The organism is Pseudanabaena sp. BC1403 (assembly GCF_002914585.1).
GTDB lineage: Bacteria > Cyanobacteriota > Cyanobacteriia > Pseudanabaenales > Pseudanabaenaceae > Pseudanabaena.
In genome coordinates this window covers 269678-285951 of record NZ_PDDM01000001.1, presented here as the reverse complement: position 1 = coordinate 285951, position 16274 = coordinate 269678, and the positions used below count along the sequence as shown (strand labels likewise).

Annotated in this window: 10 protein-coding genes; 7 read left to right on the top strand and 3 right to left on the bottom strand. The window is 41.5% G+C overall.

Annotation, left to right across the window (positions count from 1 at the left end):
* The first annotated feature begins 175 nt into the window (after window positions 1-175).
* Together CQ839_RS01285 and CQ839_RS01280 are read left to right on the top strand one after the other, a co-directional pair.
* Window positions 176-2863, top strand: coding sequence for a GUN4 domain-containing protein (locus tag CQ839_RS01285; protein ID WP_103666465.1), 2688 nt, complete (start codon window positions 176-178; stop codon window positions 2861-2863).
* A gap of 45 nt (window positions 2864-2908) precedes the next feature.
* Window positions 2909-4771: a dynamin family protein gene (locus CQ839_RS01280; RefSeq protein WP_103666464.1), complete on the top strand. Its 1863-nt coding sequence runs from the start codon at window positions 2909-2911 to the stop codon at window positions 4769-4771.
* An 8-nt stretch (window positions 4772-4779) separates the two neighbouring features.
* On the opposite strand, the gene CQ839_RS01275 is transcribed toward CQ839_RS01280, so the two are convergent.
* Window positions 4780-5316, bottom strand: coding sequence for a zinc ribbon domain-containing protein (locus CQ839_RS01275; protein WP_103666463.1), 537 nt, complete (start codon window positions 5314-5316; stop codon window positions 4780-4782).
* Window positions 5317-5525: 209 nt separating this feature from the next.
* Here CQ839_RS01275 and CQ839_RS01270 point away from each other — a divergent pair, with 209 nt between their 5' ends.
* From CQ839_RS01270 to prmC, 4 genes are all read left to right on the top strand, one after another.
* Complete coding sequence (locus tag CQ839_RS01270) at window positions 5526-7589, top strand: dynamin family protein (protein ID WP_103666462.1); 2064 nt, start codon at window positions 5526-5528, stop codon at window positions 7587-7589.
* A gap of 398 nt (window positions 7590-7987) precedes the next feature.
* Complete coding sequence (gene serA, locus CQ839_RS01265) at window positions 7988-9571, top strand: phosphoglycerate dehydrogenase (RefSeq protein ID WP_103666461.1); 1584 nt, start codon at window positions 7988-7990, stop codon at window positions 9569-9571.
* A gap of 55 nt (window positions 9572-9626) precedes the next feature.
* Window positions 9627-9776 (top strand): hypothetical protein, encoded by a 150-nt coding sequence (locus tag CQ839_RS24945; protein ID WP_181016050.1) that lies wholly within the window; start codon window positions 9627-9629, stop codon window positions 9774-9776.
* Between the two features lie 43 nt (window positions 9777-9819).
* Window positions 9820-10710 (top strand): peptide chain release factor N(5)-glutamine methyltransferase, encoded by an 891-nt coding sequence (gene prmC / locus CQ839_RS01260; RefSeq protein WP_181016049.1) that lies wholly within the window; start codon window positions 9820-9822, stop codon window positions 10708-10710.
* Window positions 10711-10842: 132 nt separating this feature from the next.
* Here prmC and CQ839_RS01255 read toward each other — a convergent pair whose 3' ends face one another.
* Together CQ839_RS01255 and CQ839_RS01250 are read right to left on the bottom strand one after the other, a co-directional pair.
* Entirely contained in the window at window positions 10843-11346 is a 504-nt protein-coding gene (locus tag CQ839_RS01255) for a Tic20 family protein (protein ID WP_103666459.1), read from the bottom strand.
* A 75-nt stretch (window positions 11347-11421) separates the two neighbouring features.
* Window positions 11422-11931, bottom strand: a complete 510-nt coding sequence (locus CQ839_RS01250; protein WP_103666458.1) for a Tic20 family protein — start codon at window positions 11929-11931, stop codon at window positions 11422-11424.
* 323 nt (window positions 11932-12254) lie between these two features.
* Here CQ839_RS01250 and CQ839_RS01245 point away from each other — a divergent pair, with 323 nt between their 5' ends.
* Window positions 12255-16259, top strand: coding sequence for a magnesium chelatase subunit H (locus tag CQ839_RS01245; RefSeq protein ID WP_103666457.1), 4005 nt, complete (start codon window positions 12255-12257; stop codon window positions 16257-16259).
* The last annotated feature ends 15 nt before the right edge of the window (window positions 16260-16274 follow it).

Genomic DNA, 16274 nt, shown 5'->3' with positions numbered 1-16274 from the left:
CAATCGCGCATTCCGTTATTTAAGCGATCGCTGAATCTTTGGGGCAACATGATAGAATTTTGAAAAGTTACTGAAATTATCCATAACTTCAAGTGATTTAGATTGTTAAGTATTTTTTAAGCCAATTACCTAATTTTGAAAATTAGTCCAAATTTATGGTGTGAGACTGGTTTGTATGCCTGAACAAATGCTGATAGATCGCTTTCGGATTGTTAAACAGATTAGTTTTGGCGCTTTTGGTGAGACGTTTTTGGCTGAAGATACTCACAAACGCCTGAAAAATCAAGCTAGTTCTCAATGCGTGGTCAAGCGGCTAATTACCAAAACTGACCCAGACCAAATTGCGATTACAAGGCAGATGTTTGAGCGTGAAGCTTCTAAGTTAGATGATCTCAATCATTCAGGTATTCCTAAACTGATTGCCTATTTTGAAGACAATGATCAGTTTTACTTAGTTCAAGAATTTATCGATGGTCGTCCGCTCTCCGATGAGATTAACCATACTGTCAAATGGTCAGAATCAAGGACTAGAGGTTTACTGCGAGAAGTATTGGAGATTTTGGCGTATGTCCATAGTCAAGGCTCTATCCATCGAGATTTAAAACCAAGTAACATCATGCGCCGCCGCGCTAATGACAAGATCGTGCTGATTGACTTTGGGGCGGTGCGTGAGGTGCAGCCAAACCAAACGAATATGGCATTTGGTTTGGCGAGTGGCACGATCGCGATCGGAACGCTTGGATATATGCCTGCGGAGCAAACTCAAGGTAGACCATGCTTTGCTAGTGATATTCATGCAGTTGGTTGCATGGCAATCGAGGCTCTCACTGCTGAGCCACCCTATGGTCATGGGTTTGAGCAAGATGCGGAAACGGGTGAGTTTAGGTGGCGGCATAAGGCGCAAGTGAGTGATGATTTTGTGGAATTTATCGACAAAATGGTGCGCTATGATTTCCGTCAGCGATATCGCAATGCTGAACAAGCTCTAACAGATTTACAAAGTCTCAAACCAATAGCTCTGCCGCTAGAGACGATCATAATCCCACCATTAGAGATAGCTCGTACATCACCTGAAGAAGCCGAAAATACTCGATTGTCAAAACAATTAATTCAACCCCTTCAGGAAACTGTCCCTAGTTCACCAGATTCACTACCAACGATCATAGTCTCTGCGCCAGAGGTGACTCGTACATCACCTCAAGAAGTCCAAAATGCTAGACCTCCAGAACAATCGATTCAACCCCTCCAAGAAGTCATCATTAGTTCGCCTGATTTACTGCCAAATACATTTGTAGGTTACAGAAAGCTTTTAACAATGCTAGTTAGCGATTTAGAGAAGCTAAGAGGCTATGCACAAACTTTATGGCTAAGTAGCTCAACTCAATTTCAAAACATTAATAGTGTTATAGAGAGAGTGCAATCTAAGTCATTTTCTATAGCTGTCGTAGGAATATTTAAACGTGGCAAAAGCACCTTTATAAACGCTCTATTGGGTGAGGATATTCTTCCTTCTGATGTCAACCCCTGCACTGCAACACTTAATCGAATAACCTATGGAGTTAATCCAAGGGTACAAATTATATATAAAAATGGGCGGGAAGAAGAGATACGCATAGATCAACTCTATGATTATGTTACCAATTTGACTCCAGAATCAGAAGATAAGGCAGCCCACATCAGGGAAGCAATCGTTCAGTATCCAGTCCAATACTGTCAGAACAATGTTGATATTATTGACACACCTGGATTGAATAATGATGACAGTATGACTGAAGTTACGCTTTCAATGCTCCCCCTTGTAGATGTAGCCATAATGGTGATCTGGGGTAACGCTCCATTTGGTGAATCAGAGCAAAAGTTTTTAGAAAATGACTTACTTACTAATGATTTAGGACGCATTATCTTTGTAGTAACTGCAATTGATCGCTACGGCAGTCTTGAAGATGCTAATAAAGGAGTCAAATATGTTAGAGATCGGATTAAAAGGCTTGTACTTCAACGAGCTAAAGATCAGTATGGGGAAGATTCACCAGAGTACGAAGTCTATAAAAATAAAATTGGCGAAATTAAGATCTTTGGACTGTCAGCCTACCAAGCGCTAAAAGCTAAGCAGACTGACGATACTGAGTTACTCGCCAAGAGTTGCTTTCCTGAGTTTGAGGCTGCTTTTGAAAAGTTCTTAACCCAAGAGCGTGATGTAGTCTTTTTGCAAGTAACTATTAATCGATTGATTACTTTTGCAACTGAAATTTTGACAGCCTTGAACTTGCGGCAAAGCACTTCGCCAACGCTCAATGAACAACAGCAAAGAAACATCATTCAAATGATGACGGAAACTCAGAAAATCTTGGGTAATGCTCATCGATTTTCAAAGAAACTTAATGATAATGACTCTAGCCAAGCTTCAAATACAAATACTTCAACAGAAGGCCTAGATGATGATTTAAGATCTGAATGTAACGCTGACTACACTAGATTGCGAGAACTCCTCAAGTCACAAAAATGGGAAGAAGCCAATCAAGAAACTGCGTTGATGATGCTTAAAGTCGCTGGATGTGAAAAGGAAGGTTGGATTGACAGTAACGCTATTGACTGTTTCCCAATTAAAGACTTAAAAACTATCGATCAACTATGGTTGAAATATACTAATGGTCATTTCGGATTTAGTGTCCAAAAGAAAATTTTTAAGCAAGTCAATCAGAAAGAGCGGGATTTTTTGCAACAGGTTAACTGGACTAATGCATCTCTGCATGGTGGCATCTTTTTGGGAGAAAACAATCTAAAATTTACTCTAGATGCTCCAGAGGGACATCTGCCGATGGTTTTTGGAGGAGAGCATAACTGGATCTTTACGGCATTGTAAATTATTAATCTACCTAGTACCTACCTATTAAAAGTAAAAAAAGATATGTCTAAAAATTTATCCCTGATAGACCATAAACAAACTTTATTCAAATTAACTAGTCAACTAAGACAGTTAAGGGGTTTTGCGGAACGCTTGAGCCTTCAAAGCTTGATCACCTCAATTGATGATAATTTACATCGAGTTGAGACTAATGGTTTCTCCATTGCTGTTGTCGGTGAGTTTAAAAGAGGCAAAAGTACATTTATCAACGCTCTCTTAGGAAGAGATATTTTGCCTTCAGATATTTTGCCCACAACTGCTACGCTTAACCGTGTTACCTATGGGTTAAAGCCTCTGGTAAAGATCCAATTTAAAGATGGTTTAGAGGAGTTGATAGCTCTTGAGGATCTGTCTAATTACGTCACTAAACTTACGCCAGAAGCTGAAGCAATTTCTTCAACTATTCAAGAAGCGATCGTTTACTACCCAGTATCTTACTGCCAGAATAACGTTGATATTATTGATACGCCAGGTTTAAGTGATGATGAGACTATGACAGCTATTACGCTGTCAGTGCTCCCTCATGTTGATGTAGCAATTCTGGTGATTATGGCGCAATCCCCTTTGTCTGAATCAGAGCGAGATTTTCTAGAAAACCATCTTTTGAATGAGTCTTTGGGACGGATTTTATTTGTTGTTACTGGCATTGATCGTTGCAATAGCCCAGAGGATGTTGAAAAAATTGTTGCAAATGTTGAATCTCGGATCAGAAATTACATCATAAGTGGTATAGAAAACCGCTACGGAAAAGATTCTGAAGAATATAAAGCTTGTATAAGTAGAATTGTACAACCTAAAGTCTTTCCAATATCAGCATATCAAGCTCTGCAAGCAAAACAGAACCATGATAACGATCTCCTAGTCAAAAGCCGCTTTACCGAATTTGAGAGAGCCTTAGAAACTTTCTTAACAGAGCAAAGAGGAATTGTCTTTTTTCAAGTACCCATAAATCGGATTATTTCTGCATCCAAGGCAATTCTGACAAATGCATCTCAAGCAACTAATGTTCTACAGCAGAAGCAGGTAGAAGTGCAAATCAAATATGAACAAGAAGTTGAGCGATCGAATACACAGTATAAACTTACAGTCGAAACTCAGCAGCAGTGCAACGAAAAAGTTGTTCAAATATTGAAGGCAAATCAGCTTTTTTTTAGACAAGTTGAATTTGAAATCAATCAAGCCGCTAATCATGTGATCGACACAACATTGATTACAAACTATGACTTCAATCAGTCAGTTCTCTCTGATCGCATGTTCAAATTTGATAGCAAAGTTGCTGAAGCACTTGTGATTTGTTGCCGTCGATTGGCTGGCAAAATACAGATGGAGCTTCAGCGTGAGCTATCGACCTTGCCATCAGATTTAAAGCCTTCAGAAGAAAATATTCGTGACTTTATTAAAAGTATTGGCATTCAGTTTGTTAACCTCGCTGAATCTTTTAACAAAGTGATCAAAGAAAAGAGGCTTGCCATGCAAACTTCAAATAGTAGTAAAGGTTTAGGAGCTTGGCTGGGCAATAAACTTGGCAATAATGATGCTATTAAGGTATTCAAAGATAACTACAAGAACATCGTTAGCAATGAAATTGCTCAACAATTAAAATTCACTGCAATTGTTGAGCATGTAGAGATGGATATTAGAAATTGGTTGGAAAATATAAAATATAAAGTTAATGATCTGAAAACAGAGGATCTCCAATCACAAAATTCTCTAACAGAGTTTCAAGTTCAGGCTGTCAGGGATAAAACTCAAATAGAGCTAGAAATCCAAGAGATTGAACGCATAATCAATCAAACACAGATCATCCTGAATGATGCCCAAGAGCTTTCAATAGAGTTGGCAAATTTAATCAGTAAAAATTTATAGAGCAAACTTCATGTAAGAGTATGTCCGCATTTAGAGCAGAAGCGATCGTTCTCACCCACCGAGTTTCCACAAGCTGGGCAAAACTTGAAAGAATTAGTTGAATCATTAAGTGCACCAAGTTGGGGTAGTAATGATTGCGTAGATGGAGTATATTGAGCAGCCACTTTCATATCAATAGCTTTTTGAATAAAGTCGTAGGTTTGTTTCGGTAATTGACTCTGTTTCCATACGCCCCAAGCATTAGTGACAGCCAAAGGCCATAGAAAAAACACTCCAACTGCGCCCACTGCTGCCTTGTCCAACCATTTACCAGCGCCAATCTCTACCAATAAAGTTGATTCATTCTGGCGCAGTACAACATTAAGCGAAGAGGAAATGCCGACGACATCTCGCCAGCCACCTTGGCTAGCTTGGACTAAAACCCCTCCTCCATCAACAGTTAACTTTTGGACAGTAAAATTCTTAGATTTATACCAATCCTGCAAATTATCTGCAAGTTCATTCAAATCAATTTCTGGAATTTGATAGGTTCTTGTTTCGGTCATAAACTCAAGTTTTCTCTTAAATAAAGTTGGCTGAGACGAAGATTCCAAATTGACACATCAAAAATATAAGTTGACGATTATTTAGAGCTTTTTTACTTTATTAAAGATTAAGATATATCATTTTTGCTAGCTTTTCAAGTCAAACCTCCCTTAAAATAAATTATTAGTATTATTGAACAAGCTGTGTAACTGCAATCAGAGAAAAATCAATGACACAAGATAGCCGTCAAGCTGAAACCAAAGCTACTCCCAAAACCTTTACAGACTATCAGAGAACTAAGGTAACGCTAATCCAAGATTTAGAGCGTCTAAGGAAATATTCTCAGGATCTATCGCTAAATGCCTCTATTGAAATCATTGATGATGTTTTAGAAAGGGTTCAATCTAGTTCATTTTCGGTAGCAGTTGTTGGAGAGTTCAAGCGTGGCAAAAGTACTTTTATAAATGCCTTATTAGGACAGGATATTTTGCCATCTGATGTCAACCCATGCTCAGCAACCCTCAACCGAGTCACCTATGGACTTACAAAACGGGTGCAAATTGTATACAAGGATGGGCGGGAAGAAGAGATAGGCATCGATCAACTCTCTGAATATGTTACCAAGTTGACTCCAGAATCAGAAGATAAAGCAATCCACATTAAGGAAGCAGTCGTTCATTATCCAGTCCAATACTGCCAAAACAATGTTGATATTATTGACACACCTGGCTTGAATGATGATGCCAGTATGACTGAAGTTACGCGTTCGGTGCTACCATCTGTTGACGCAGCCATTATGTTGATCCAAGCTAACTCTCCATTTGGTGAATCGGAGCAAAAGTTTTTAGAAACCGACTTACTTACTAATGATCTGGGGCGCATTATCTTTGTCGTAACCGCAATTGATCGCTACAACAGTCCTGAAGATGCTGATAAAGGAGTCAAATATATCAGAGATCGTATCAAAAGGCTTGTACTCCAACGAGCTAAAGATCAGTATGGTGAAGATTCCCCAGAGTACGAAGTCTATAAAAAGAAAATTGGTGACCCCAGGATCATCGGCCTTTCTGCTTACCAAGCCTTGAAAGCTAAACAGTCAGGAGATGGAGAACTACTGGAGAAGAGTCGTTTCCCTGAATTTGAGACTATGCTGGAGAATTTTTTAGCCGATGAGCGAGGCTCCGTTGTTCTACAAGTACCTGTCAACCGATTAATTGCTTCAGCAACTGAGATTTTAAGTAAATTGAACATGAAGCTAAATTCCTTGTCGATGGAGAAAGAAGATTTTCAGGCTAGCTATGAGAACTCTGTCGCTGAGATCATAGCTTTGCGAACTCGTAATGACGAAGAGATGAAACTCATTGATGCGGCGGCTGAAAACGTCAAGCGCCATGTCGAGCCATTGATTTTGCAGTTGGAAGATGAACTTAAGCAAGCTGCCCAAGAAGCTATTAACTTGGCAGAGATTGACCCTCGCCGCGAGTTGAAAAATAAGCAAGCTTTAATAGAAAAGTTAGGCAAGCAGGTCTCTGACGCTGTAGAAAAGGCTGCTAAGAAGCAGGCAGAAAAAATACAGTATGAAATTGATCAAGGTTTGTTCAAAGCAATTAGCCGCTTACAGGAATTTGCTATGTCCATCGATTTTGCGATTCAGCGAATAGAAATGCAGTTTGTTTCTATTAGCACAGAAGAAACTACTAGACGTAATGCGTCTGGTGAGGGGATGGCTGAAATTGTTGCTTTTGCAACTGGTTTAGGAGGAGCTTGGATGGGATTCAAAGAGGCTGGAGTGAAAGGTGCTGCTGTTGGTGCTGCTGGGAATGTTGGAGGATTATTCGCAGGGTTTATGGCTGTCATGATGATCGGTATTCCAATTACATGGCCTGTAACAATGGTTGTAGGTGTTTTATCTATGCTTGGTGGACGTGAACTAACGAAAGCGATCTTTGCTGGTGAACGTGCAGAGAATTTTAAGGCTGATTACCAAAAAGCTGTCTTGGTAGAGATTGAAAAACAATTACGAAAAAACCCCATTGATCGTAAGATTAATGACCAAATCTCTGAAATCTTTGATACTTTACAGATGAAAGTCCGTCAACAGGTTGATGCATCAATTGACAATACTCAAGATACTCTCACTGAACTATATACGCAACGGGAGAGAAATGAAGTTTTGAGCGAGCAAGAACAAAGGGATTTAAATCAGAAGAGTGATGAAACACAACAGATTTTGGGCAATGCTCAACGATTGTCAAAACAACTTCTTCAGGAGATAAACATTGCTTCTGCATAATTAAAACTGATCCACCCCTGATTTTTTCAAAGATGTCATGGACTATTAGCGTTTGCCAAAATCCAAAAAATTGATCACCTATGTATATAAAGGTTACAGAAAGTCAGCTTTTTGCTTTCTGTAACCTTCCCATTTATTTACCATGATAATTTATGACTGATACAGTCACAAAAGCTTTATCCACTCGTCTCGTAGAATCAGCTATCAACGAATTATTTACAACCAGAAATAGTTGCACATCGCGGTTTAATATTGTTAATGTAAGCAATTATTGTCGTCTTAGTGTGTCTAAGCTGCGTGATATCTAGCGTTTATCTTGCGTTGATTCAAGGGCGTTTAGGATTTAGAGCGTAGCCGCAAACCTTCCGCTATAGGCACTGGTACATTTTTTAATCGTTATGCCCAAAGTTCTCGTTTCTGACCCCATCGATCAAGTTGGTATCGATATTCTCTCTCAAGTCGCCACTGTTGACGTAAAAACAACTCTCAGTCCAGAAGAATTAATTCAAATTCTTCCTGAATATGATGCGATCATGATTCGCTCTGGCACAAAACTCACCAAAGAAGCTGTTGAAGCTGGTAAAAACCTCAAAATCATCGGTCGTGCTGGTGTTGGGGTCGATAACGTAGACGTTCCTACAGCCACAAGGATGGGAATTGTCGTTGTTAATTCACCCGAAGGTAACACGATCGCAGCGGCTGAGCATACCCTCGCTATGATGATGTCGCTATCTCGCTTCATTCCTGCGGCCAACCAATCCCTCAAGGATGGCAAGTGGGATCGCAAGAGCTTTACTGGTGTTGAGGTTTATAAGAAAACCCTTGGCATTCTTGGTTTAGGCAAAATCGGTTCTCATGTAGCCACGGTTGCAAAATCTTTAGGAATGCGGATTCTTGCCTACGATCCATTTTTGACAGCTGAACGTGCTGAAAAACTTGGTGTACATCTGGTTGAACTAGAAATTTTGTTGCGTGAGGCTGATTACATCACGTTGCATTTACCTAAAACCAAGGATACGCAGCATCTAATTAACGCCGATCGCATCGCAATCATGAAAGATGGAGTGAGAATCATCAACTGCGCTAGAGGCGGGATCATTGATGAAGTCGCGATCGCTGAAGCAATCAAGAGCGGTAAAGTCGGTGGTATTGCCCTTGATGTATTTGAAAATGAACCACTTGAAGCTGAGTCTGGTTTACGCGCACTCGGCGCCAACGTCATCTTGACCCCGCATCTTGGCGCATCTACCGAAGAAGCCCAAACCAATGTAGCTGTCGATGTCGCTGAACAAATTCGCGATGTTTTGTTGGGGTTACCTGCGAGATCTGCCGTAAATATCCCTGGTTTACGTCCCGATGTATGGCAAAAACTCAAGCCTTACCTCCAACTTGCCGAAATGTTGGGAAATCTGGTTGGACAATTGGCTGGCGGTCGCGTTGATAGTCTCAATGTTAAGCTCCAAGGTGAAATCGCCAATAGCGAAAGTCAACCAATCGTTGTAGCTGCTCTCAAAGGTTTGCTTTCTCCTGCTTTGCGTGAACGAGTTAACTTTGTCAATGCCAGCATCGAAGCTAAAGAGCGTGGTATCCACGTCACTGAAACCCGCGATCCTTCGGTTGAAGATTACAGTGGCTCAATTTACCTAACAGCTCATGGCAGCCAAGGCGAACAGTCAGTAACGGGCGCATTACTTGGCAAATCAGAAATTCGTATTACCAGTATCAACGGCTTCCCAATTAACGTCGCACCTACCCATTACATGTTGTTAACACTTCATCGCGACATGCCAGGTATCATCGGCAGAATCGGTTCGTTGCTTGGCAGTTTCAATGTGAATATTGCCAGTATGCAAGTCGGTCGTCGTATGGTTCGTGGCGAAGCGGTAATGGTCTTGAATATTGATGATCCATTGCCTAGTGGGTTAGTTGATGAAATCGTGCATATTCAAGGTGTAACCGATGCTTTTGTGGTAAAGCTATAGTTTAGATGGTGGCGCAATGCGTTACCCTATGAACTAAATTTAGCGGGTATGGATTATGTCAACTGCAAAACCATATATTTCTTCGGAAAAGTATCGTCAAATGTTGGTGCGTGATGGCGATCGCCGTTTTCAAGAGTGGCATAATAGCTTCCTCAGTTACCAACGGGCTTATCTGGAAGACTTGAACAAACGTAGACCAAAATAAAGAAAAGGCTCGCTATGCGAGCCTTTTCTTTAAGGGGAAAATTATGGATTTTTGGGAATGGTACGATCGCAATTTTCTAGCCGCTAAACAACATGATGTACCAATATACGAACTTGATTGGTTAGTTTTACGGTTAACTGACCTAGATAAATTGGATTTAAGATTGAGATCGCCAAGCATATCTCAAAAAATTACATCTGAAACATTAGCTAATCTCGATCAACTTTGGCAAAAGCGCTTAATTGATCGCATTCCTGTACAGTATCTTTCTGGCTCCGTCACATGGCGCGATTTAGAATTACGAGTTTCGACTGCTGTATTAATTCCTAGACCTGAAACCGAATTAATTATTGATATTATTGTTGATTTTGTTAACAACAATAGCCAAGACGAGATTTATAAAAATGGGATTTGGGCGGATTTGGGGTCTGGTAGTGGCGCGATTGCGATCGCATTAGCACAGCATTTCTTAAATATAAAATCACAAGCGCAAATTCATGCAGTTGATTACAGCGAAGCCGCTTTAGAACTTGCCAAAATTAATGCTAACAAGAACCATCAGCAAGTTTACTTTCATCAAGGAAGTTGGTTTGAGCCATTAGCTAAATTAAATTTACAAAACCAAATTGCGGGCATAGTTTCCAATCCGCCTTATATTCCCAGTATTGAAGTTCTAAATTTGCAACCAGAAGTCACAAATCACGAGCCACATTTAGCGCTAGATGGGGGTGATGATGGACTTGATGCAATTCGAGAGTTAGTTAATACTGCGCCTCAATATTTACTTTCAGGTGGCTTTTGGATCGTGGAACTAATGGCAGGTCAAGCCGAAATAGTGCGATCGCTTTTACAAGCAAATGGTAACTATACAAATATTAAAATACATCAGGACTACGCAGAAATTGACCGCTTTGTATCTGCTAATAGAAAATAAGTTCTGAATCACGGATTAAATGGATTATTGGATTTCACGGATTTAATTAATCTAACCTAGTCAAAACTTTGCTCTTTAGACATCTAAAAATCTGTGTCATCTTTTAATCCGTCTAATCCGTGATGTCGCTTTTTAACGTACTTGCATATATGCGACATCAGAAATCAAAGGGATTTTATCAGCATATTTTCCAAGCACACATTGAAATACTGAATATATAAAGGCAGCCGTTATCCCTAAGAATGTAACACTTGCAATAATTTGTAAAATGAAAGTGAAGAATTCAAATCGTCCTAAAGCTACTTCTAAAATCTGAGTTAATGCTCCTACGAGTGCAACAATAACATCTAATAGTAAAGCTTGCATAGCATTGAATCGTATAAAGTGGTTTACTTTATAGCTTCTAACTACAAAAATAAATACACAGATCCAAACAACAAAACGAATAGATATAAAGTCAATAATTGAAATATTTAAAATTTGATTCAGTTTAAAAACTGGGAAAAAAGCAAAAAACAAAGGAGGGAATTGCACAAATAAAAACGCCCCAAACATAACTACTGCGGCGATTGGTAATAGATAAGGCAAGCTGGCATATAACCTATCTAAATTATTGACTGAACTACGTCTTGCCATAAATCATTGTTTGTTTTTAAGTTGGTGGAGCATAATTGATTCAGTATGAATAAATAAAACCTTGAACGTTTTTTGTTATATTTCACATTGGAATGAAGCAGCTTGGGAAAGGGTAGGAATATCAGAATATTCACCTTTAATGCTTTGATAAATGGCATAACCAGCTATTAGCGTCGTACCAATAAATATTGTGTTGCCAATGGTTGCACTGATTACTGATGGTAAGCCATTGCTAGATAACTGTTGGACGATTTGAAAGAAAAGCTGAGCAATAAATAATACAATTTGCATTAACAAAGCTTGCATTGTATTGAAGCGAATAAAATGGGGAACACGAACATCTCTTACTATCAAAAAGAACAACCCCATAAACAGAAAAAATTCGCCTGTCAAACCAAGTACAGGAACTAGTGGAAATGCTAAAACATTTCCATACAACCAAATAAATGGAAAAAATGGAATCACTAAGAGTGGGAACTGTTGAAATAAGACAGCCCCATAGATTACGCCAGCCGATATGGGTAATAAGTAAGGCAAGCAACTATAAAAGCGATGCAGAGGTACTACAGATTGCTGCAATGTCATAACGATATTCCCCTAAATTCTGGGCTTTTACTGGATCTATATGGATTCGATTTTAGCTTAAGACTCTTCAAGAGGTTTAAAAAATATTTACATTTTGCTGTCATAAACCTCAAGAAATGTAACGAAATGTAAACAAATCAATTTCAAATTATTGCATTTATTGCCCAAAATCAACCACTGCAATGGTTGTCTGGTATTAAATAGTGAGTAGGTATAAATCTTTAATTGCTATTTGTTACGTTATGTAACAGTTTGAGCAACAAATAACGAATCAGCCAAATTTAAAATCCCAAAAAATCAGGACTGTAATTTAAGGAGACTGCATGTTCACTTCTGTGCCACCGATCGCATCACTATCTAGTAGACGTATCATTCCCGAAAATCTACAGGGTCGGGTCTTAATGAAGTTGGTCTATGTAGTGCTTGAACCTCAATACCAGAGCGCTATGTCGGCGGCTGTAAAGTCAATTAATAAAAATAATCCCAACCTTGCGATCGAGGTGAGTGGCTATCTAATTGAGGATATTCGGAGTCCCGAAAATTACGAGGAATTCAAAGAGGATATTGCTGGCGCTGATATTTTCATCGCATCGCTAATTTTTATTGATGATCTTGCCACGAAGATTGCTCTCGCCGTTGCCCCACATCGCGATCGCTTATCCGCCTGCGTGGTTTTCCCATCGATGCCTGAGGTAATGCGCCTCAACAAGATGGGTAGCTTCAGCATGGAAAATCTGGGACAGTCCAAGAGTGCGATCGCGCAGTTTATGCGGAAGCGCAAAGAAAAATCGGGCAGTTCTTTTCAGGACAGTATGCTCAAGGTTGTCCAAACCTTGCCGAAGATTCTCAAATATATGCCGATGGACAAGGCGCAGGATGCTCGCAACTTTATGTTGAGCTTCCAATATTGGCTGGGTGGCTCGACGGAAAATCTCGAAAATTTCTTGTTGATGCTTGCCCAAAATTATTTGCCCAGTGTCAAGGCAAGAGCGAAAGAAACTGGTTCAGCAAATCTGATCATTAAAGATCCTGTCACATACTTGGAAAAGGGGCTTTGGCATCCACTTGCGCCAAAGATGTTCGAGACTACGGCTGACTATTTAAAATGGTTTAATGCCCGCGAAGATATTTCTGATGACATGAAAGATCCCCTCGCGCCATGCGTGGGCTTGCTGATGGCAAGAACTCACCTTGTTACAGGCGATGACGCGCATTATGTGGCGATGGTGCAAGAATTGGAGTCTCTTGGGGCGCGAGTAATTTCTGTATTTAACGGGGGCTTGGACTTCTCCAATGCTGTTGAAGAATATTTTTACGATCCTAAACAAAAGGATCGGGCGATCGTTGATAGTGTGGTTTCGCTCACAGGTTTTGCGCTAGTTGGGGGACCCGCCAAGCAAGATCACCCCAAGGCAATCAAAGCTCTCGAAAAGCTGAATCGTCCCTACATGGTGGCTTTACCTCTCGTATTCCAAACCACGGAAGAATGGCAAGATAGCGATCTTGGTTTGCATCCTGTTCAAGTTGCTTTGCAAGTTGCCCTCCCTGAACTTGATGGGGGACTCGATCCGATTGTGCTGTCGGGTCGCGATAGCATGACGGGAAGATCCCATGCGATCGGCGATCGCCTCGAAACCATCGCAAACCGTGCAATCAAATGGGCTAACCTTCGCCGTAAGCCCCGTCATGAGAAGAAGCTAGCAATCACGATCTTCAGTTTCCCACCCGATAAGGGCAATATTGGCACGGCTGCTTATTTGGATGTATTCTCTTCCATTCACAAAGTCGCGGAAGCCCTTGGTAACAATGGCTATGATGTCCAAGGCTTGCCCAAGACATCCCACGACATGATGCAAGATATCTTGCATGACGCTGAAGCGATGGTCGGCAGCCCCGAATTGAACGTTGCTTATAAGATGTCTGTGCCTGAATATGAAGCGAATACTCCCTACGTTGATCGCATTATCGAGCAATGGGGAGCCGCTCCTGGACATCTGAATTCCGATGGACAGAATTTGCTGATTTACGGTAAGCAATATGGCAATCTATTTGTCGGTGTGCAGCCAACCTTTGGTTATGAAGGCGATCCGATGCGTTTACTCTTCAGTAAATCTGCATCTCCGCACCACGGATTTGTCGCTTATTACACCTATCTGAACCATATCTGGGGAGCCGATGCTGTCCTCCACTTCGGTACTCACGGCTCAATGGAATTCATGCCAGGCAAGCAAGTCGGTATGTCGGGCGAATGTTTCCCTGATAGCCTGATTGGTGCGCTACCAAACATCTATTACTACGCCGTAAATAATCCATCGGAAGCAACGATCGCTAAACGTCGCGGTTATGCCACAATCATCAGCTATATCACTCCTGCGCCTGAAAATGCGGGTTTGAGCCGCAATTTGCAAGAACTCAGCGAACTGATTGCTTCTTACAAAGATTTGCGGACAGGTAGTCGCGGCATCCAAATCACCAACACGATTATGGATAAAGTGCGCTTGGTGAATCTGGATAAGGATGTGCAACTTCCCGATCAAGATGCCAAAGAGATGGATTTAGAAGGACGCGATAACGTCATCGGTCAGGTTTATAACAAACTGATGGAAATCGAATCGCGAGTTCTGCCTTGCGGATTACACATTGTCGGCGAACCTCCTAAAGCTGAAGATGTCACCGATGTATTAACCAGCATCGCCAGCTTTGATCGCCCCGAAGACAAGATGAAGTCTTTGCTGCGGATCATGGGTGAATGTATCGATCGCGATATCGAACTGCTGTACAAGTCCAGCGACAAAGGCATTTACGCTGATGTGGAACTGTTGGCAAATATTCGGGCGATCGCTAACAAAGCCGTTGGCGCATTGGTGAAAGCGAAAGCCGATGATGATGGCAAAGTTTCCAAAATCTCGGTTCTCAACTTCTTTAAAATGGGTAAAACCGAACCTTGGATTGAAGTTTTCCAAGAGAATGGTTATGCCAACATCAATAAAGACGACATCAAGCCTCTATTTGAGTTCCTAGAGTTCTGTCTCAAACAAATTGTTGCCGACAATGAACTCGGCGGTCTCATTCGCGCCCTCGAAGGTGACTACATTTTGCCTAGTCCAGGCGGCGATCCAATTCGCAATCCGATGGTATTACCAACGGGCAAGAATATGCACGCCCTCGACCCCAACTCGATCCCCACTAGCGCGGCCGTCCAAGCTGCGGAAGTCGTAGTCGATCGCCTCTTAGAGCGTCAGCGTCAAGACAACAATGGAGTCTATCCCGAAACGATCGCTGTCGTCCTCTGGGGAACCGACAACATCAAGACCTACGGCGAATCTCTCGCTCAAGTTCTCTGCATGATCGGCGTGAAGCCTATGCCCGATGCCCTCGGTCGCATCAACCGTTTAGAGTTAACACCTCTCGAAGAACTAGGCAGACCTCGCGTTGATGTGGTCGTCAACTGCTCAGGCGTATTCCGCGATTTGTTCGTAAATCAAATGGACTTAATCGATCGCGCCGTGCGTATGGCGGCTGAAGCCGATGAGCCTTTGGAACTGAACTTTGTCCGCAAACACGCGATCGCCCAAGCGGAAGAATTTGGCTTAACCATCAACCAAGCCGCAACCCGCGTATTCAGCAACTCTTCGGGTTCCTATTCCTCCAACGTCAACCTCGCTGTAGAAAACAGCACATGGGAAAACGAAGAAGAATTGCAACAGATGTATCTGTCCCGTAAGTCCTTCGCCTTTGGTGGTAGCGTCAGCAACACTCAACAGCGTCAGCTTTATGAAGCTTCTTTGAAGACCGTTGACATGACTTTCCAAAATCTTGATTCCTCAGAAATCAGTCTCACCGATGTTTCGCACTACTTCGACTCTGACCCCACCAAGCTTGTTGGCAGTCTCCGTAAAGATGGCAAGAAACCTGCATCTTTCATCGCTGACACCACCACAGCTAATGCTCAAGTTCGCACCCTGACTGAGACAGTTCGCCTCGATACCCGCACGAAGATTCTCAATCCTAAATGGTATGAGGGAATGCTGAAGAGTGGTTACGAAGGTGTACGTGAAATCTCCAAGCGCCTTGTTAACACAATGGGCTGGTCAGCAACGGCTGGAGCAGTGGATAACTGGGTTTACGAAGATGTCAATGATGTGTATGTGAACGATAAAGAGATGTGCGATCGCCTCAAAAATCTCAACCCCAATTCGTTCCGTAAGATTGTTGGCACTCTGCTAGAAGTCAATGGTCGCGGCTATTGGGAAACCAGTGAAGAGAATCTGGATAGACTGCGTGAGCTATATCAAGAACTCGAAGACCGTATTGAAGGTGTAGAGTAAAAATAAGAATAGGGC

Bases quoted from the DNA above. Each gene is read 5' to 3' on its own strand.
- CQ839_RS24945 (WP_181016050.1), top strand. From the start codon at position 9,627: ATGTCAACTGCAAAACCATATATTTCTTCGGAAAAGTATCGTCAAATG.
- CQ839_RS01275 (WP_103666463.1), bottom strand. From the start codon at position 5,316: ATGACCGAAACAAGAACCTATCAAATTCCAGAAATTGATTTGAATGAA.
- CQ839_RS01255 (WP_103666459.1), bottom strand. From the start codon at position 11,346: ATGGCAAGACGTAGTTCAGTCAATAATTTAGATAGGTTATATGCCAGC.
- prmC (WP_181016049.1), top strand. From the start codon at position 9,820: ATGGATTTTTGGGAATGGTACGATCGCAATTTTCTAGCCGCTAAACAA.
- CQ839_RS01285 (WP_103666465.1), top strand. From the start codon at position 176: ATGCCTGAACAAATGCTGATAGATCGCTTTCGGATTGTTAAACAGATT.
- serA (WP_103666461.1), top strand. From the start codon at position 7,988: ATGCCCAAAGTTCTCGTTTCTGACCCCATCGATCAAGTTGGTATCGAT.
- CQ839_RS01270 (WP_103666462.1), top strand. From the start codon at position 5,526: ATGACACAAGATAGCCGTCAAGCTGAAACCAAAGCTACTCCCAAAACC.
- CQ839_RS01250 (WP_103666458.1), bottom strand. From the start codon at position 11,931: ATGACATTGCAGCAATCTGTAGTACCTCTGCATCGCTTTTATAGTTGC.
- CQ839_RS01245 (WP_103666457.1), top strand. From the start codon at position 12,255: ATGTTCACTTCTGTGCCACCGATCGCATCACTATCTAGTAGACGTATC.
- CQ839_RS01280 (WP_103666464.1), top strand. From the start codon at position 2,909: ATGTCTAAAAATTTATCCCTGATAGACCATAAACAAACTTTATTCAAA.